Origin of the sequence: Labilibaculum sp. K2S (assembly GCF_030372765.1) — a bacterium.
GTDB lineage: Bacteria > Bacteroidota > Bacteroidia > Bacteroidales > Marinifilaceae > Labilibaculum.
The window spans coordinates 403,336-421,058 of sequence record NZ_JAUCMW010000001.1 but is presented as its reverse complement, the minus strand read 5'-3'; the positions used below and the strand labels follow the sequence as shown (position 1 = coordinate 421,058).

The window sequence follows — 17,723 nt, the reverse complement described above, 5'->3', positions numbered from 1 at the left end:
GCAAATTAATTGCATCAGTAAAAATATACATCACTACTGTTATAGTGTGTAACGGACTAGAATAAAAGTAATTGTGTTTGAGGGTAAATAAATTTAAAGGAATTAATATTTAATACTTCACCTTGTTTTACATTATAAATCTATATTATTTTGAGTTTTATTTTCAAGCTCAATCAGTAATTTCTGCATCGCAAGAAATTTATTCTCATAATCCCATCTTCCTTTGTCTTTGTTGTGTGCAATCTCATAAAACTTTACTGCTTCCTTAGGTTGGTTAACTTTTTCGTAAATCTCGCCTACGTAATAAAATGCCTCTGCTCTTTCAGGATAATTGGAAATAGAATATTTTAAAAAAGCCATTGCGTCATTATATCGTTCAGCATCTTTAAGCTGAATACAAACACTCTCAAGCAGAGAATAGGGCAATTTTTCATTTCTGCCATAACTCAACAATACTTTTCGTTGATAAGTTTCAGCAACCTCAACGCCTTTTTCAACTAAAACCTGTACATCAGGATATTTGTACTCTGCGAAAATAGTTTCCATGCCCTGCATTAAACTTTTACGATAGAGTGTGTAATGACTTTCGTCGGGCATCCATGCATAATTCCATTTGAGATCAGATGGTGCTTTTGTTTCTAAGGATAGAATTAAAGATTTACAGGATTTTAACATCTCCGTAGCTTCTTCGGCAAATGAAATAAACAGTTGCTTTCTAATGGATGAATTGTTGCTTAAAAATTGGTCAATATCGTTAACTATTGCCTTATTATTCCACCAAAGAATCGGACTAAAAGCCAAATATTTATCAAATAAATCGGGTCGTGTAGAAAATGCATATACAACAAAAAGACCACTATAGCTATGGCCCATGACTAATCGCTGAGTACTCGCTCTAAAATTATCAGCTATGAATGGAAACACATCCACCTCGAGTGCTTTAATAAAATTATCGGCTCCTCCCCGGGTTCGGTAAATATTTTTATTCATGATAGAATCCACAGGTGTCATATCGCGAAAGCGATCGGTATTAGGAAGACCTACAACAATATGAGGAGGAATAAAATGATTATCCATGAGAAAACTTAGAACTTCGATTCCCATATCAAAGTTCGTTTCGGCATCCAACAAATAGATTGTTGGGTACTTATAATATGTGTCATTATATTCGTTGGGAAGCAATACTTTTACATCGCGGTATTCTTTAAGTACTTTCGAATAAACACGGGAGCTATGCAAATTTTTTAAGTTTACTTCAGCTGAAGTATTCGAGCAGATCAGTAAGGCAAATAAAGCTGAAAACAAAATTCGCATCATAATAACATTGGTTTAGATTTAAAGCATGAACAAATTACGATTATTTATAATAAAATCAAAGATTTAGAAGTATTTACAGAGCTCTCCATCTATTGTTCATATTGCACTTCGAAACTAATCATAAAAAAGCCGAAATAAGAATATTCCGGCTTATGCTTCTAAAAAATAAATCTTTACTCTAAATATAGATCTAAATTTAATTCAAAATCATCGTAAATTGTCTTGTCACCCAAATTATCGAAAAAAGAACCCGATCCGTAACGCACGTTGAACTTGGTTCTATCGATAGTCATTTTTCCACTTACATGTACAGTCGCATCATGTTTGTGTAAATTCACCATAAATTCAATGGGTTCAGTAATTCCTTTGATTGTGATATTTCCTTTTACCTTGTAATTACCATCTTCCATTTTCTCGGCATTGGTAATCTCAAATTTTGATTCAGGAAATTTCTCCACACCAAAAAAATCGTCTGATTTTAAATGACCTTCCAATTTTGCTTTGTAATCGGCATCCTCCAGGTCTGTATTCGCAATACTTGTCATATCAACAACAAAACTTCCTTTAACAAGTTCACCTTCGTCAAGTACCAAACTTCCACTCTTTACTTTAATGGTTCCGGAATGTTCTCCTGTCACTTTTTTGCCCAACCATTCAATTTTACTGTTTTCAGCATTCAATTTTAAATTGTCTTTTTTTGCAAAAGCTGTGCCTGGAGTCGAAACAACACTGACAACAAGAACCACTATCATTACTAAACCTAATCTCTTCATAACTTCAAATATTAATTAAATTTCTTTTATTCGTTTTAAAATCTCTGTAAGAACTTTACAAATACAAAGTTAGCAGATGATTGTTCATTCGTAAATGGACAAATTCTCTTTATTGTTGGATTATTTTCTAATCAAACTTCGATAATCGCTCAATGTTTGGCTTGTATATTTTTTAAAGAAGCGACTAAAATAAGCCGGATCATTAAAACCCAAATTATAAGCTATTTCCTTTGTATTCAAATCAGAGCCATAAAGCATTTTCTTTGCTTCTTTTATCACTCTGTTTCGGATTAGTTCTCCTGCCGTAATACCGGTTGTTTTCTTCGTAATCTCATTTAAACAGGTTGCTCTCAAATTAAGCATATCCGCATAAGAAGAAACATTTTTTAGTTCTTTGTAATTATTATCTATCAGCTGTTTAAATTTAATGATGACCGAACCCGGATGCTCTTCGTCTAAACTCACACCCAAATCGTGCTGCTCTTCGTAAATTCTTCTTGATTCCAATAAAAACAACTTCAATTGCTGCAATAACATCTCGTGACGGTATCGATCGTCATTCTCAAATTCTTTTTCCATCAATTCTGTAATTCCCTTAAAAACAATTTGCTGCTTTTCATCCAAAGTAATAATTGATCGAAAATCGGGGTTACTAAACAATGTTGAATCGGAAACTGAGTCTTCACCATTCTCTTTAACAGCAAAAAATGCTTCGTTAAAGGTTATGGAATAACCTGTGCAATGGGCATTACTAATAAAACGATGCATTAGACCCGGCGGCACAAAAAGAATCGAATTTTTTCGCAATGTGTACTCAACATATTTGGTGGCATGTATTGCTTCTCCTTCCTTAATCCATGTAATGGTGTAGAAATTATGCATATGATCATCTCCATTCTGCTTTCTTACTTCATTACACATGTTCTGAAGTTTATGAATGTGAAATAATGCTTTGGATTCTTCAACGTCCTCAAATAATTCTGAAGGTTCTCTGTTCATATGATTATATATTGTGTGCTTTTGCCATATGCAACTCCCAAATTACAATCATTCTAACTGTAATTCTTTTCACATGGACATTTCATCTGATCTTTTTTGTATTCTAGTAAAATTATACAAATAATTCCAGATCATTATATCTTTTACTTGTTAATCGCTTGTTAAACTTCCCCAACATTCATATATTCCAAGCTAAATCTACCCAGAGATAAGGCTCCTCAGCTTGTTGCAGTAAAAATTCTCCTATTGTAAAATCCTACCTGTAAAGTTCTTAGCAAAATCAATCGTTTTTGACTTTAAAAAAACACCAAAATATTTGGAGGAATCAGTCTAAAACCCCTATATTTGCAGGGTAATTAAGAAATAATGGATGCGTAGCATAACTGGATAGTGCACTACGTTACGGCCGTAGAGGTTGGGGGTTCGAATCCCTCCGCGTTCACGGAAAACTCATCAAGAAATTGATGAGTTTTTTTTATGGGCTAATTGCCCAAATTTTTCGCTTGAACCAAAAAATGCCACCCGAATTATCAAGTGGCATTTCAGAATTATTAAGCTTCTAATTTCTGACGCTCGCTACCCTCGTAAAACAAATCGAGGCAAGCACGCAAATCGGAGCAATAGGCCATAAATTCAACATAGTACTCTTGTTTTTGAGCGGTGGCTTGCTGCGCTTCTCCATCCTCTTTTTCAGCCTTCAGCTTTAAGTCATCCAGTTTGACCAAGTCTGCCTGCACCTCTGTAATTGCCTCGGGCGTTAAACTAGCCAGTGTCAGTTTTTCCTGAATAGCTTCATGTGTAATAATTGCTCTTACAGTATCATCAGCTAAAGATTTCCACTCGGGATATGCCGGTGGCACTTCCTTATTTAAACGCAAGAGGGTTGATAATTCAAGATCATTTTTAAAAAAATACCGACCCACCTTACGAATACGAATCAGCTTATCGCGAAGCATCGTGTAAAACCCGTTGAATTCCCGAGTTGCCTGACTGGATTCAATACCTTCGATATTTTGAAGCTCGAAAGCTTTTTTGGTTTTTGTATAAAGCGACTTTCCCAATTCAATACGCTCTTCGGAATAGATTGGCTGTATGCATTGCTTAATTGATTCATCAGCCGAAATACCATAAACCAATAGTCGTCCTTTTTCCAGTTCTTTTAAATAACTTTCTTTCATATGATTATAATTTATTTTTTAGTTGCCATATGGAACTTACCATGCTGGAATATATTATCCCCCTGTGTGTCAAAATCACTTTGGCATGGGCGTTTCATATGTTTGTATTTTTTTATTTTTGGTTCGATGGAACTTTCCATGAGTAAATAATCATTCCCGAGTATGAGTTAATAATTATTGAATCATGAATGTTTCATAACATTACTTTTTAAATGCTCTTTTTTTTATTTGCCATAATGAAATTATTATTCTCAAGTCTGAAAAGCAAAAACTGCTCAATAAAATTTTTATGATATATTTCACACTTTGGAAATTCTGCTTCGATTTAGAATTCATTTTTTACGACTTTCTGTCACTTTTTGATGATTCCCCCAGCTTTTTAGTATTTCCCCGCACTTTTTACTGACTTTCTGTCGCTTATGTTCAATTTCCCCACGGTTTGGATGTGTTCCCCTCACCCGACTCTGATTTTATTGAAGTTGGCTGAGGTTTCCCTGAGCGTTTTAGCTCCTCTCCTCTTCTTTTATGGATTTTATGCTGCTATTGTGAGGGTATATTGTGCTTTTATGGGATTTTGGAGGGCTTTGGAGGATTGTAACTTGAATTGGTGGGGAAATACTCAGTTTAGGGGAAGAAAAAGGCTGAGCGGGGGCTCAGCCTTTTGTCTTTCCTATTTTATTACGGTTCTATATTAAGAATTTCAAACAAACGATAGATTTCTGCTTTTGCTTGCTGTGGATTTTCAGGATCATATTGCCCTAAAGCTTTTGCTCTTTAATAAGCAGCAATTAGATTTGGCTTTAACCTAGTATATATACCACTACTCGAAGTATTATATCTTCTACTTTTATTATATCCTACAATTGAAATTGTATTCAACTCTTACCGCTAGCCCAGATTTATAATATAGGGTTAATTAGTTGGCGATTTATTCTCTTCGTTCATAAAGCATGTTAGTAATCGCCTAAGCTGTAAATAGAGGATTGAAAATCCTCAACTCAAAACCTGCAGATTACAAATCTGCAGGAGCACGGGAAATTGTAAGACGTCGTGTTTGTGTGATTTTTCAAATTATTACTTCTGTTCTACAGAATGTTTGCCTTACTTATTCTTGTATTTCTTTTGCAATGCATTCAAAAAATATCTTAGGTACTGATCCAAAAAATCTCGATAGTGTTTATGATCTGGATTACGGAAAAAAGCACTCAATTCATGTTTGCTTATTTTTTTATCTATTAAGGCAAGCATATCTAAGATGTCATCTGATTTCAGATCCAATGCAATTTTTAGTTTCCGAAGAATCATATTATTACTTAAAGGATCTTCTGGCTCTGGTAGAGGACCTTCTCTTTTTCCGCGTTTTTCAATGATTAATCCGTTGAGGAAAGTGGCCAGTTCTTTATCTGTGATTTCTATTAATAAAGGGTCATCATCTTTTTTAAACCAGCCATCCAAATCCGCTTTACTGATATCGTAATTGGCTAATTTAAAAAGTTCAATCATTTTGAGATCACTAAAGTCAAACACGTAACGAACACGTCTTAATATATCATTATTGGTCATATTGTCTTTTATTTAATTATCACTTCATTCATAATTTTCATTTTCCTAATCTAACTCCCTCGCTAATTGCGTGGCAGTCGCGCTAATCAACTCTTATTCTATTCGGGTTCCCGAAACTACAAAACAATAAGTGCTTACCAAAAGAAACAAGAAGAAATAAAAAAGATCACCTCTTTCGAGATGATCTTTACCAAAATGAATGAAGGGATTACTTCTATTTCCTTCGGTATGCAAAAACTATTTAAGTCCTTGTTTCTGCCAGTGGAAATTCCTCTGGTCTACATATTTGTGATACTTATTATGGATTATAAGTGAAGGCCTTGCATTTCTCAACCAGTTCCATTACCTGAGCATGAGATATTTCGCCATTGGTTATGTAAGGATATTTTATCATTGGATGATCGACCATAAAACCTGGAAAATCTGCATTGTAACCTGATTTTCCTTCTCCTGTGAAGCCTTTGATCCAATTTGGAACTAATTCCATTAGCAATGCACGGGTTTGCTTGTTTTTCCAGTATTCGCTAAAAAATGTGTATTCGTCGAAAGCCAAAGGAACTTGCTGTGTCGATTGCAAAGCAACAACTTCAGATAATCTGATATCGCGTGATGATGCTCCTGCAGAAATTGTAAATTCGCCACTTTCAGCAATCCACATCTCTCTTTTTCCATCGTAGTAGGAAAAATCACGAGCTTCCAATTTAAAAGTCACTTCTTTTTCTTCTCCCGGCTCTAACTCAATTTTCGCGAACTTCTTCAACTCTTTTTTAGGGCGCAATAGTGTACTTTCATTATCGGTAACATACAATTGCACAATTTCTTTCCCTTTTACATCACCTGTATTTTTAACCCTTACTGTTGCGCTTACTCCTTCTTTATCGGTCGTGTTTTTAGCCGATAGTTTAAGATTACTGTATTCAAAAGTTGTATAAGACAATCCAAATCCAAAAGGAAAGAGAGGTTCAATTTTCTTTTCATCGTAGTAACGATAGCCAACAAAAATACGCTCCCCGTAAAGGACTTCGCCTTGCTCACCCGGAAAATTTAAAAATGAAGGTGTGTCTTCCAATTTCACAGGAAATGTTTCGGCCAGCTTACCCGATGGATTTATTTTCCCAAACAAAACATCAGCAACAGCACCTGCTCCTGCCTGTCCGCCTAACCAGGTTTCCAAAATACCGTCCACTTCATTTATCCATGGCATGGTAACTGCGCTTCCGTTGGTAAGTACGGCAACCGTGTTTTTCTGAACTTTCGCAATCTCACTAATTAATTTGTTATGAGATACAGGCATATTAATATGGGTTCGGTCAATTCCTTCCGATTCGTACTGCAAGGGTAAACCTGCAAATACCAAAGCAATATCGGCATCGGCAGCTGCTTTTTTGGCTTCATCTATTAGCGACGTATCATTATCATCAGACAATTTATAGCCTTGCGCATAGCTTATTTTTATGTTCTTGCCATATTCTTTTTTGATGATGTCTAAGGCTTTATCGAGTTTGGTCGGTTTTACTTCAGAACTTCCGTTTCCCTGATAACGGGGAGCTGTGGCAAATTCTCCAATAATAGCTACACGCTTGTACTTCTCTTTTGTTACAGGTAATATCTGATTTTTGTTCTTCAAAAGTGTTATGGCTTCGGAAGCAACCTGCCGTGCATAAGCGTGATGCTTTTCGGCATTGAGTTCAGCACCTTCCTTTTCGAGAGCTTTTGCTTTGAATACAATTGTTAGGATCTCTTTTACCAATCCATCAACAACAGCAATATCCAAATCTCCATTTTTAACCGCTTCCACTGCGAGAGAATCATTTACACCACTGACTCCGGGCATTTCGATGTGCATGCCTGCTTTCATTGCTTCAACCCGGTTAACCACTGCAAACCAGTCTGAAATAACAATGCCTTTAAATCCCCATTCCTTTTTAAGCATATCGGTTAACAAATACGGACTTTGAGTGCCGTAAACACCCTGAACCCGATTGTAACAGGCCATAATTGTCCATGGCTGTGCCTTTTTAACCGCTATTTCGAATGGAGTGAGGTAGATTTCGTGCAGGGTACGATTGTCCATATTGGAGTTGTTGTACATGCGCATGGTTTCGACATTATTGGCAGTATAATGTTTTAATGATGTTCCCACGCCCTGGCTTTGAACTCCGTTGATATAGGCCGCTCCCAGTTCGCCTGATAAAATTGGATCTTCAGAAAAGAACTCAAAATTTCTTCCGCCCAAAACTGATCGTTTGATGTTTACACCCGGCCCCAGAATTACATTCACATTTTGCGCCTGACATTCTTCACCTATGGCTTGTCCAACTTTATGAACCATATCTAAATTCCATGTTGCAGAAAGTGCCGATGCAGTTGGAAAGCAAGTGGCCGGCAACTGATCGCCGTAACCAGGCTTATTGGTTGCCGGTGCACGACGCAAACCATGGGGACCATCTGCTACCCAAATCCATGGGATATTCAGGCGTTCGATTGGCTGTGTACTCCAGTCATCGCGACCGGAGCAAAGGGCTGCTTTCTCCTCTAGAGTTAATTTAGAAACCAGTTGGTTAATTTTGTCATTGACATCCAGGTCTGATTTTTCAGTCTGTGCTTTCAATACCATACTTGATACTATTAGGATGGAAAACAATAGTAAATTTTTCATGTTTTATAAATTACAAATTATAGGGTTTAAGGTACAAATAATTAGCATTATCCACATTTAAAATCCGAATTAAACAATCAATATAAAAGCTTGATTTAAAAATCATTTGATACGAAAAAACTGATTTTAACCTTACTAATTATACCAAATTAACATCAAAATTGATCTTATAAAATAGTGCTTATAGAATCAAGTCATACCCTGACAAGAACGGCTTGTATATAGTCAGAGCATGACAAGCTGATATTTTAAGCAGGATTTTGAAATTAAATTGGTATTACAAGGATATATTGTGCAATAAAAATTAAAACAGTTCCTATTTCACTGCAAACTCAGCACCCAAATCAGCATTGGAATCTCCTCCAATCCAAAGCATAAATTTTCCGGGCTCAACAACATTCGTCATTTGCTGATTATGAAATGACAATTCGCTTGCCGGAATTGTGAAACTCACTCTCTTAGCTTCTCCTGCCTTCAATTTCACCCGATCGAAAGCTTTTAGTTCTCTTACCGGTCTGGTAACATCTCCAACCAGATCACGGATGTAAACCTGCACAACTTCTTCGGCAGTACATTTGCCTTTATTGCTTAACAAAACGGATACTTTCAACTCTGCTGTACTTGCAATTACCGGTGTTTCAATCCTTAAGTCTGAATATTCAAAATCAGTATATGATAATCCAAAACCAAAGGGATATAAGGATTCAAAACCATCATCCATGTAGTGAGAAGTATTACCCAATGAAGTTTGATAGGCCTTAACCGGAATTTTATCAATAGAAGGCCAGTTATTGGGATCAACAGGTCGTCCGCTATTTTTATGATTGTAGTGCATAGGAATCTGCCCAACAGATTTTGGCATTGTTACCGGCAATTTACCTGAAGGTGATACTTTTCCAAACAAAATATTTGCCAATGCTGTTCCTCCCATAGTTCCCGGATGCCAGGCATACAGCACTGCATCTGCATTTTCGAATACATCTCCTATACTCAATGCTCTTCCTGCCATTACAATCAGAACTATTGGTTTGCCTGTTTCCGATATTTCCTGTATCAGTTCTTTTTGAATTCCAGGAAGATCAAGTCTGGCCCGACAATGAGCTTCTCCTGATAATATCGCTTCCTCGCCCACGCATACAACAACAACATCAGACGATTTTGCAGCCTTTATTGCCTGATTGAAACCATCTGAATTTTTGTCTCGTGTGTATTTTAATCCTTTTGCAAAATTCACCTTCGCTTCTCCCAGCAAGTTCCTAATTCCTTCGAGCGGCGTAATTGATAACAAACTGTCGGCATCGAAACTCCATGTTCCCAATTGCTCGTATTTTTCATGAGCCATCGGGCCAATAACTGCAACTGAATTTATTTTTGTGGAAAGAGGCAACAGTTTATTTTTATTCTTTAAAAGAACGATGCTCTGTTCCGCCGCTTCCAGAGCTGCTTTTTCAATGTCTTTTTCTCCAATTTCACCCTGTCCGTTTTCATCAACATATGGATTTTCAAATAATCCAAGTTCAATTTTGATTCGCAGTATATTTCTCACTGCATCATCAACTAAATCTATATTTATAAGCCCCTCATCCAAAAGCTCCTTAATATGCTTTTTGTAACAGGTGGAAGCCATTTCCATATCAACGCCTGCTATCAAAGCTTTTCTTGCTGCATCTTTTTCATCAGAAGAAAAACCATGACTGATCAATTCATGAATTGACGCCCAGTCGCTGACCACCATTCCATTAAATTGCCACTCCTCTCTTAACACCTTACGAAACAAGAATTGATTTCCCGAAGCCGGAACGCCATTCAAATCATTGAATCCAGTCATAAAAGTTCTAATCCCGGCATCCTTGGCCGCCTTAAATGGTTTAAAATAAACATCGCGCAATTCTCCTTCAGGAATAAGTGTTGTATTATAATCGCGACCTCCCTCTGCTGCACCATAGCCGGCAAAGTGTTTTGCGCAAGCGGCTATTTTACCATCTGAAAAAAAAGAACCATTGGTACCCTGAAAACCTTCGGTAGAGGCAACAGCCATTTTTGAAACCAAGTATGGGTCTTCTCCAAAACTTTCTGCAATTCTCCCCCATCGTGAATCCCGGGCAATATCAATCATGGGTGCAAATGTCCAGTTAACACCAGCTAAAGAAGCCTCTTGTGCTGCAATACCTGCCCCTTTTTTTACTATTTCAGGATTCCAGGTAGCCGCTTGTCCCAAAGGAATTGGGAATATGGTTTTAAAACCATGTACAACATCTCTACCTATTAATAAAGGAATACCCAACCGACTTTCTTCAATTGCTGTTTTTTGAATTTTATTTACTGTTTTTACGTCAACTTCGTTCAAAATAGAGCCAACATTTCCAGCCTTTATTTCTTCTTTTATCTTATCCGGAATTTGTCCGGAAAAGCCATTGATCTGACACATCTGTCCTATTTTTTCATCAATTGTCATTTGCGACAAAAGTTTCTCAATCTTCTGATCATTCGTAGATAAAGAAGATACACAAGACTGTAAAATGCAAAGACATATCCCTAATACGTAAAATCTATTTACCATTTTTTCATTTTTAATCATTCTTGAAAACCCAAACGGAATCAACTTTCATCACCTGTATGAAAATTGAATTAGTTTAGCCCAGAGTTTCTTTCTCAGTCCCTTCAACGGCAAACTTAAAAAAGGGGCGATGCACAAAGAATTCCAATGCCTTCCGAATGCAACGCCCCATAAACTATTCTAATTTATTATAATAATGAACTTTTCTGGATTTAAATCCATGAGTATATAGCCCAAGCTTAGCAGAGGTGTTATTGAACTGAACGAATTTCCACATTATCAATAGAAATTCCTTCCTTCATATCGCCACCGCCACCTCTTATAACAAGATATACTGTTCCTGTTGCAGCCGCGGTAAAAACCCCATTGGTTTCGGTTGAACTTCCTACATTAGTAAATTTCCCTGCAAACGGAGCTGTTCCACTTCCATCCCACGTACTTATGCTCAATAATTTTCCTCCTTCATTGTAATCGCCGGATACAGTTTCCGGATCGCTATAACCACAATATACTTCGAACCATGTATCAGAACAGCCTGTAGCAGAACTGATATACATATCGATTTGATAACTACGCCCTTCTTCTACCTGGATGGCTTGGTAAATTCCATTACCTCCCCAACTGGGCGTTGTTAAATTAGCATTACCGTCATTAAAATTCCATGTACCGTTACCTGCACCCGTGCCACCAATTGTCCATTCTGCTATATCATCTTCAGAAGTAAACTTACCTCCTCTGATTAAATTTCCAGAAATTGGATCGGATATTTCAACATTTACTGAAATCAATTCTTCACCACTGTAAATACCTCCAGCGCCAATTGTTCTATGCTTAATTTCATATTCACCTGCATCAGGTAAAAACAGTTCAAAAGAATTACTCCCCATTGCATAACCTGTTCCATCTCCTAAATCCCAGTAATTGCTAATAACATACGCGCTGCTATTGGCTGTAATTTGAAAATTGTTAGCTGACAGCTCCTCAATTGCAAATGTGGCATCCAACATTTGCTCTGTAACAGGTTCCTGATCGTCATATGTTTCCTGAGTACAAGAAACCACTCCTAAAGAAGTTAACAAGACGAATAATCCTATATATATTATTTCAATACGTTTCATATGATTATAATTTTGTGTGTTTGCCATATGGAACTTACCATGCTGGAATAATCAATCCCCCTGTGTGTCAAAATCACTTTGGCATGGACGTTTCATATAATTATATTTTGTTCTTTAATAAGGATTTTGAGTTAAACCGCTATCTGAATCCATCTCGGCCTGCGGAATAGGCAGATGTTTTTTATTCTCTGTCCAAGTGTTTTTTCTGTACTGGTTTGGAGCAAGTACTGTTGCTGCCATTCCGGTACGAACCAAATCCCAATAGCGCTTACCTTCACCCACAAACTCAAGATGACGTTCCTTAATGATATTATCAACAGTAGCAGTAATACTACCTACACCTGCCCTATCCCGGACTTCATCTAAATAAGTTTGAGCACTTCCTGTTCCTGATACTCCACGTGCTAATAATTCAGCGGCGTTAAGTAGTGTTTCAGCATATCGATAAACCCTAAGGTTATTGTTGTAATTCATATCCGCAGAACCCGCATAACCGGCATTTCCGTTAGCTCTTGGAAGGTATTTTTTCAAAAAGTTTCCTGTGTCCTGATAACGTCCTTCGTAAGTAGCTCCGGTTTGAGCTGCATAAGTTGCAAAATTTAAAATTCCACCATTTTTACGTTGGTCATTATCCTCGTACAAATCATATGCTTCCTGACGGACAGGTTCAAATCCCCAACCTCCATCAAAATCATCACTTCCTGATAAACTATTAATACCAATCAATTTAGGATAAACAGTACCCCCATCACCGATGGCACTCCCCCAATCTTTTCCTCCATTAACACTAAAATAGTTCACTTCAAATATAGATTCCTTAGTCCATTCTCCACTTTCTTCCCAAATTCCTGCAAAATCATCATTCAAGATATACTGGTGACTTGCAATAATTTCATTCATGTAAGCCAAAGCTGTTGAATAGCGACTTTCATCATTCTGATACATCACCACTTCAGTATATACCATATAAGTCATAGCCAAGGACACTCGTCCTGTATTTTCAGAAGTAGTTTTTATTGATAATCCTCCATTAGCAATCACATCTTCTAATGTTGTGACTATACCTTCATAAACTTCATCGGCAGTTAACTGAGTTGTTGTATACGGAAAATCGAGATTGGTTTCATAATATGGAATATTACCCCAAAGTTTCCATAACCACATATAATAGTAAGCCCGCAATACTTTAGCTTCAGCAATGTAAAGTTCTTTGTTTGATTCGGAAATATCCTGTACATCATCCATATATTCCAAAACAGCGTTAGCACGCTTTACTCCTGAATAAAAAGTGGTCCATAAATCGCTGCAAACAATTTCCGGTGTCGCTTCGTAATTAAACATCTTATGCAGAAAAGGCAAGTCACCCTGGTCATTTCCTCCAACAAAAACATCATCTGACATTACATCTGACACTAAGTTAAGTTGAGTATATTGTCCCCAGGCATAATCTGTCCAGGCTAATGGATCATAAGCAGCAACAAGTGCTTCAAATATACGATCCTCAGTTGTATAATAATCATCTATCAATACGCTGCTTGCCGAATCTACTTCAAGGAACTCCTCTTTACAAGAACCCAAAAGGATAAAAAATAAGCTGCAAATTAAAATATATTTATTCTTCATTACTTTAAGTTTTTAATCGTTAAAAAGACAGGTTTAAACCAACTGTATATGTTCTTGCCTGAGGATATATTCCGCGATCAATACCAAGAGAAGTACCTCCTGAAGAAATTTCAGGATCAAAACCGTCGTATTTTGTGAAAGTGAAAAGATTCTCTGCTGCAACATAGAAGCGCAAACTATTTACAAATGCCTTATTGACAATATTTTTGGGTAGAGTATAACCTAATGTCACATTTTTAATGCGCATATAATCGCCATCTTTAACATAGAGGTCAGATGATAACCAGTTGCCATTATTATCTGAAAATGAAAACCTCGGAATTGTATTGGAAGTTCCTTCTCCTATCCAACGATCTAACATATAGGCAGGTAAATTGATATAACGCAAGTCTGTACGTCGAGTAGCATCATAAATATCGTTACCAACAGTCCCCTGCAGCATCATGCTAAAATCAAAGCCTTTAAAATCAATTCCAAAGTTTATACCGTATGTCCAATCAGGCATACCCTTTCCAATCATTGTGCGGTCATCATCTCCAATAGAGCCATCTCCATTCAAATCCACAAACCTTACATCTCCAGGAACTGCATTCGCTTGGATTAAGCCACCTTCATTATTCACATGTGAATTAATTTCTGCATAATTTTGGAAAATACCATCTGTTTTATATCCATAAAAATATGGGAACGGCATACCATTTTGGGCTCTCGAAATAGTTCCAACATTAGCATAGCTATCGTAATTAGCAAAACCATCTGCATTTCCCAGATTAACCAATTCGTTTTCAAGATAAGAAGCGTTTCCTCTAATGTTAAAGTTGAAATCACCAAGCTTGAATCTATAGCCTAAATCAAATTCAACACCCCAGTTTTTCATATCTCCAACATTACCTGTTGGTTTTGATTCTCCCACATAAGAAGGAATCGACATCGTCATCAACATTCCATTGGTTTTCTTCTCATAGTAATCAACTGTAAATGTCAATGCATTATTTAAGAATCCTAAATCAAGTCCTATGTCGGTTTGTTCCGATTCTTCCCATGCTAATGAAGTATTAGCCAGCCCAGATGCTTTTGTTCCATTTACTAATGTTCCATTTCCTGGTCCAAAAGCATAATTATTACCTGTTGAAGTAAGGGCGGTATAACCAAAAGCCCCGATATTTTCATTACCATTTTTACCCCATGAAGCTCTCAGTTTAGAAGAAGTTAACCACTCTGGACGTGATTCCATGAATGCCTCATTTGTAATATTCCATCCAAGTGAAATTGAGGAGAACACACCATATTTTTTTCCTGGACCAAAATTAGATGAACCATCTCTACGAATAGTGGCCTGAAACATGTATCTCTCTGAAAAGTTATAGCTTAACCGGGCAAACATTGACGCTAAAGTATGCGGGCTCCAAGCTCCTCCTCCAACTGTTTGGTCTCCATTTGCAGCTGTTCCGGTAGTAAAATCAATATTGGCTTTGTCTCCATTTTCTTCAACCATAAATTTATTACTTCCGCCTAAACCACGACCTGTTGTTTTTTTAGCCGATTGCCCTAACATTACGTTAAAATTATGCTTGTCGGCAATACTCTTTTCGTATGATAAGATATTTTCCACCTGCCAAGTAAATCCACGATTCATACTCGACCAAACTTTTGAATAATCAGAATAAGCAGATTTACCTAAATAATATTCAGGTGTCCAACCATCATTACCCCAAAATGCCAGATCAGTTCCAAATGAAGATTTAATCTTTAAATTGTCCCAAACCGTTAATTCACCCCAAAATGACGACACTAACTTGTCCGAGTTATTCTCATCACCAGGTAAAGCCAGCTGAGCGACCGGATTAGTGATTTCGTTATAGTCGTCACCAGCGATTGTATAAATTAACCCATTCTTTGGGTCACGAACCGCCGTTGGATGAAGGGTTGCAGCCGTGGCCTGATCCTCTTCATACAAACCTAACAATGGTGAGAATGAGATTGCTCCTCCAAGTGCTGAACCATACTCCGAGTTTGTTCCAATACCTTTAGAGTTTATTCTTGAATAGGCAACATTAATTCCAACTGTTAATTTATTTAAAAAATTACGCTCCATATTATCCAAAAGATGGTATGTTGTATTTGACCTTAATGAGATTCTCTCATAATTGGAACGGTCAAAATTTCCACCAACGATTCCATCCTGCTTATAATAACCTGCAGAGAAATAATATAGAACTTTATCGGATCCACCGCTAACACTCAATTGATGGTTTTCAACAGGGGCATTGTCATAAAAAACCATATCCTGCCAATCTGTACCCCTACCCAATGCATAAGGATTATCATATCTTGCAGTTTCACCTGAATTAACTAAACCTTCATTTATCAGTAAAGCATATTGTTGGGCATTTAACACATCCCTTTTATTCCATTTGCTTTGCCAACCTCTTGAGAAATCATATTTTACAGATATTTTGCCTTTATCTCCACTTTTTGTAGTTATCAGAATAACTCCATTAGCAGCACGGGCACCATATACTGCTCCTGATGCAGCATCCTTTAGAACTTCAACAGACTGAATATCACTTGGATTTAAATAATCTATTCCTCCATCAATTGGCATACCATCAACAATATATAACGGATCACTATTATTAATCGTACCAATACCACGAATTCGTACTTGCGAAGAAGCTCCCGGCTGTCCGGAAGATGATGTGACAGTTACTCCTGAGGCCAATCCTTTCAGAGCATTATCGATGCGAACGGGTGCAATATTTCCTAAATCATCTGCTGAAACTTTCGCAATTGAAGCAGTTAAAACACTCTTTTTCTGCACTCCGTAACCAACAACAATAACTTCGTCAAGTCCTGTTGTTTCCACATTTAAAACTACATTCACTTCGGTTTTATTTCCCACCACAATTTCCTGTGAGCTAAAACCGATCAGCGAAAATACCAGTATCCCATCATTTGAGATCTCAATCTGATATTTTCCATCCATATCGGTAGTAGTGCCGATTGTAGTACCTTTAATCACTACCGAGGCAAACGGCAATGGTATACCATCCTCTGATGAGGCCACCATACCTGTTACGACATGCTTTTGTGCAAAGGTTTGCAAGCAAAATAATGCCAAAACTAAAAACAAGACTGTTTTTTTCATAGATAATTAGTTAAGATGATTAGTTAATTTTTTTTTAATAAATGGATCTGTCTGTTAGCTTCCGGATCCACGGTAATTATATTCGGGTAATTGAAAACCCAATATCTTCTTCTTGCTGATTTCCAGCTTTATCCGAAACAGAAACAGTAAGAGAGTAGTTTCCCTCTTGTGCCTTTTCGGTGATGGCAATTCCAAAATTAAGTTTGACTGATTTTTTCCCTGTGATATTTGGTAAGGAATTGCCATTAGAATCTGTATCTGTAATACTATTGAAGGAAAACTCTTTCACTGTCTTTACAGATTTGGTACCTGACAAGCTAATTTTTAACACGTAGTTATCAAGAGCTGTATCATCAGTCAGATCAATGTTTAACTGAAGAATACTTCCAGCAGCAATCGAGGCATTCAATGACGGACTAATAATTGTTATTGCAGGTTTTGTTTGGTCTGGTTTAGGATCATCTCCTCCATCACTGCTGCCACAATTTGTGAAAGCAAGAATCATGATGAAACAACAGACATATTTTATTAATCTCATAGTAAGCTTTTTACTTTATAATTATTCGTTCTTACAATAATGAAAAACTGAAGAACACTATATCGTTCGAGGTTGAAATCAAGTATATTGCTGAGGTGAAACCATTTATTTTCGGTAATTTTTTTGAAACTTTTTAAACGGTCTTGTTTGTACTGGTTTCTCCGGTTTCGATGGAATCACCTCAGTTTTATAGTACTAACTTGATCTTTTCCATACATTGCAAAATGCAATAAGCTATAATATTGGTCTT

11 protein-coding genes and 1 tRNA gene are annotated in these 17,723 nt (G+C 36.9%); 1 reads left to right on the top strand and 11 read right to left on the bottom strand.

What is annotated here, in order from left to right; all coding sequences use genetic code 11:
* Positions 1–132: 132 nt before the first annotated feature.
* The 3 genes from QUH73_RS01595 to QUH73_RS01585 form a co-directional block, all read right to left on the bottom strand.
* Positions 133–1,317, bottom strand: a complete 1,185-nt coding sequence (locus QUH73_RS01595; RefSeq protein ID WP_289528718.1) for an alpha/beta hydrolase-fold protein — start codon at positions 1,315–1,317, stop codon at positions 133–135.
* A 173-nt stretch (positions 1,318–1,490) separates the two neighbouring features.
* Entirely contained in the window at positions 1,491–2,090 is a 600-nt protein-coding gene (locus tag QUH73_RS01590; protein WP_289528717.1) for a YceI family protein, read from the bottom strand.
* Between the two features lie 120 nt (positions 2,091–2,210).
* Positions 2,211–3,089: a helix-turn-helix domain-containing protein gene (locus QUH73_RS01585; protein ID WP_289528716.1), complete on the bottom strand. Its 879-nt coding sequence runs from the start codon at positions 3,087–3,089 to the stop codon at positions 2,211–2,213.
* Between the two features lie 368 nt (positions 3,090–3,457).
* On the opposite strand from QUH73_RS01585, the gene QUH73_RS01580 reads away from it, so the two are divergent.
* Positions 3,458–3,531 (top strand) — tRNA-Arg (locus tag QUH73_RS01580).
* 109 nt (positions 3,532–3,640) lie between these two features.
* Here the strand turns inward: QUH73_RS01580 and QUH73_RS01575 are convergent.
* The 8 genes from QUH73_RS01575 to QUH73_RS01540 all read right to left on the bottom strand — a co-directional run bounded on the left by QUH73_RS01575 (position 3,641) and on the right by QUH73_RS01540 (position 17,473).
* Positions 3,641–4,267 (bottom strand): hypothetical protein, encoded by a 627-nt coding sequence (locus tag QUH73_RS01575; RefSeq protein ID WP_289528715.1) that lies wholly within the window; start codon positions 4,265–4,267, stop codon positions 3,641–3,643.
* Positions 4,268–5,368: 1,101 nt separating this feature from the next.
* Positions 5,369–5,830: a DUF1456 family protein gene (locus QUH73_RS01570; protein WP_289528714.1), complete on the bottom strand. Its 462-nt coding sequence runs from the start codon at positions 5,828–5,830 to the stop codon at positions 5,369–5,371.
* Between the two features lie 298 nt (positions 5,831–6,128).
* A complete protein-coding gene (locus QUH73_RS01565) occupies positions 6,129–8,489 on the bottom strand; it encodes a glycoside hydrolase family 3 C-terminal domain-containing protein (protein ID WP_289528713.1) in 2,361 nt (786 codons plus the stop codon).
* Positions 8,490–8,805: 316 nt separating this feature from the next.
* Positions 8,806–11,049, bottom strand: a complete 2,244-nt coding sequence (gene bglX, locus QUH73_RS01560; protein WP_289528712.1) for a beta-glucosidase BglX — start codon at positions 11,047–11,049, stop codon at positions 8,806–8,808.
* A gap of 248 nt (positions 11,050–11,297) precedes the next feature.
* Positions 11,298–12,164 carry a hypothetical protein gene (locus QUH73_RS01555; RefSeq protein ID WP_289528711.1) on the bottom strand — a complete coding sequence of 289 codons (867 nt, stop codon included), beginning with the start codon at positions 12,162–12,164 and terminating at the stop codon, positions 11,298–11,300.
* Positions 12,165–12,278: 114 nt separating this feature from the next.
* Positions 12,279–13,787, bottom strand: a complete 1,509-nt coding sequence (locus QUH73_RS01550) for a RagB/SusD family nutrient uptake outer membrane protein (protein WP_289528710.1) — start codon at positions 13,785–13,787, stop codon at positions 12,279–12,281.
* A 19-nt stretch (positions 13,788–13,806) separates the two neighbouring features.
* Entirely contained in the window at positions 13,807–16,935 is a 3,129-nt protein-coding gene (locus QUH73_RS01545) for a SusC/RagA family TonB-linked outer membrane protein (RefSeq protein ID WP_289528709.1), read from the bottom strand.
* 76 nt (positions 16,936–17,011) lie between these two features.
* Positions 17,012–17,473, bottom strand: a complete 462-nt coding sequence (locus tag QUH73_RS01540; protein WP_289528708.1) for a DUF4625 domain-containing protein — start codon at positions 17,471–17,473, stop codon at positions 17,012–17,014.
* Positions 17,474–17,723 lie beyond the last annotated feature (250 nt).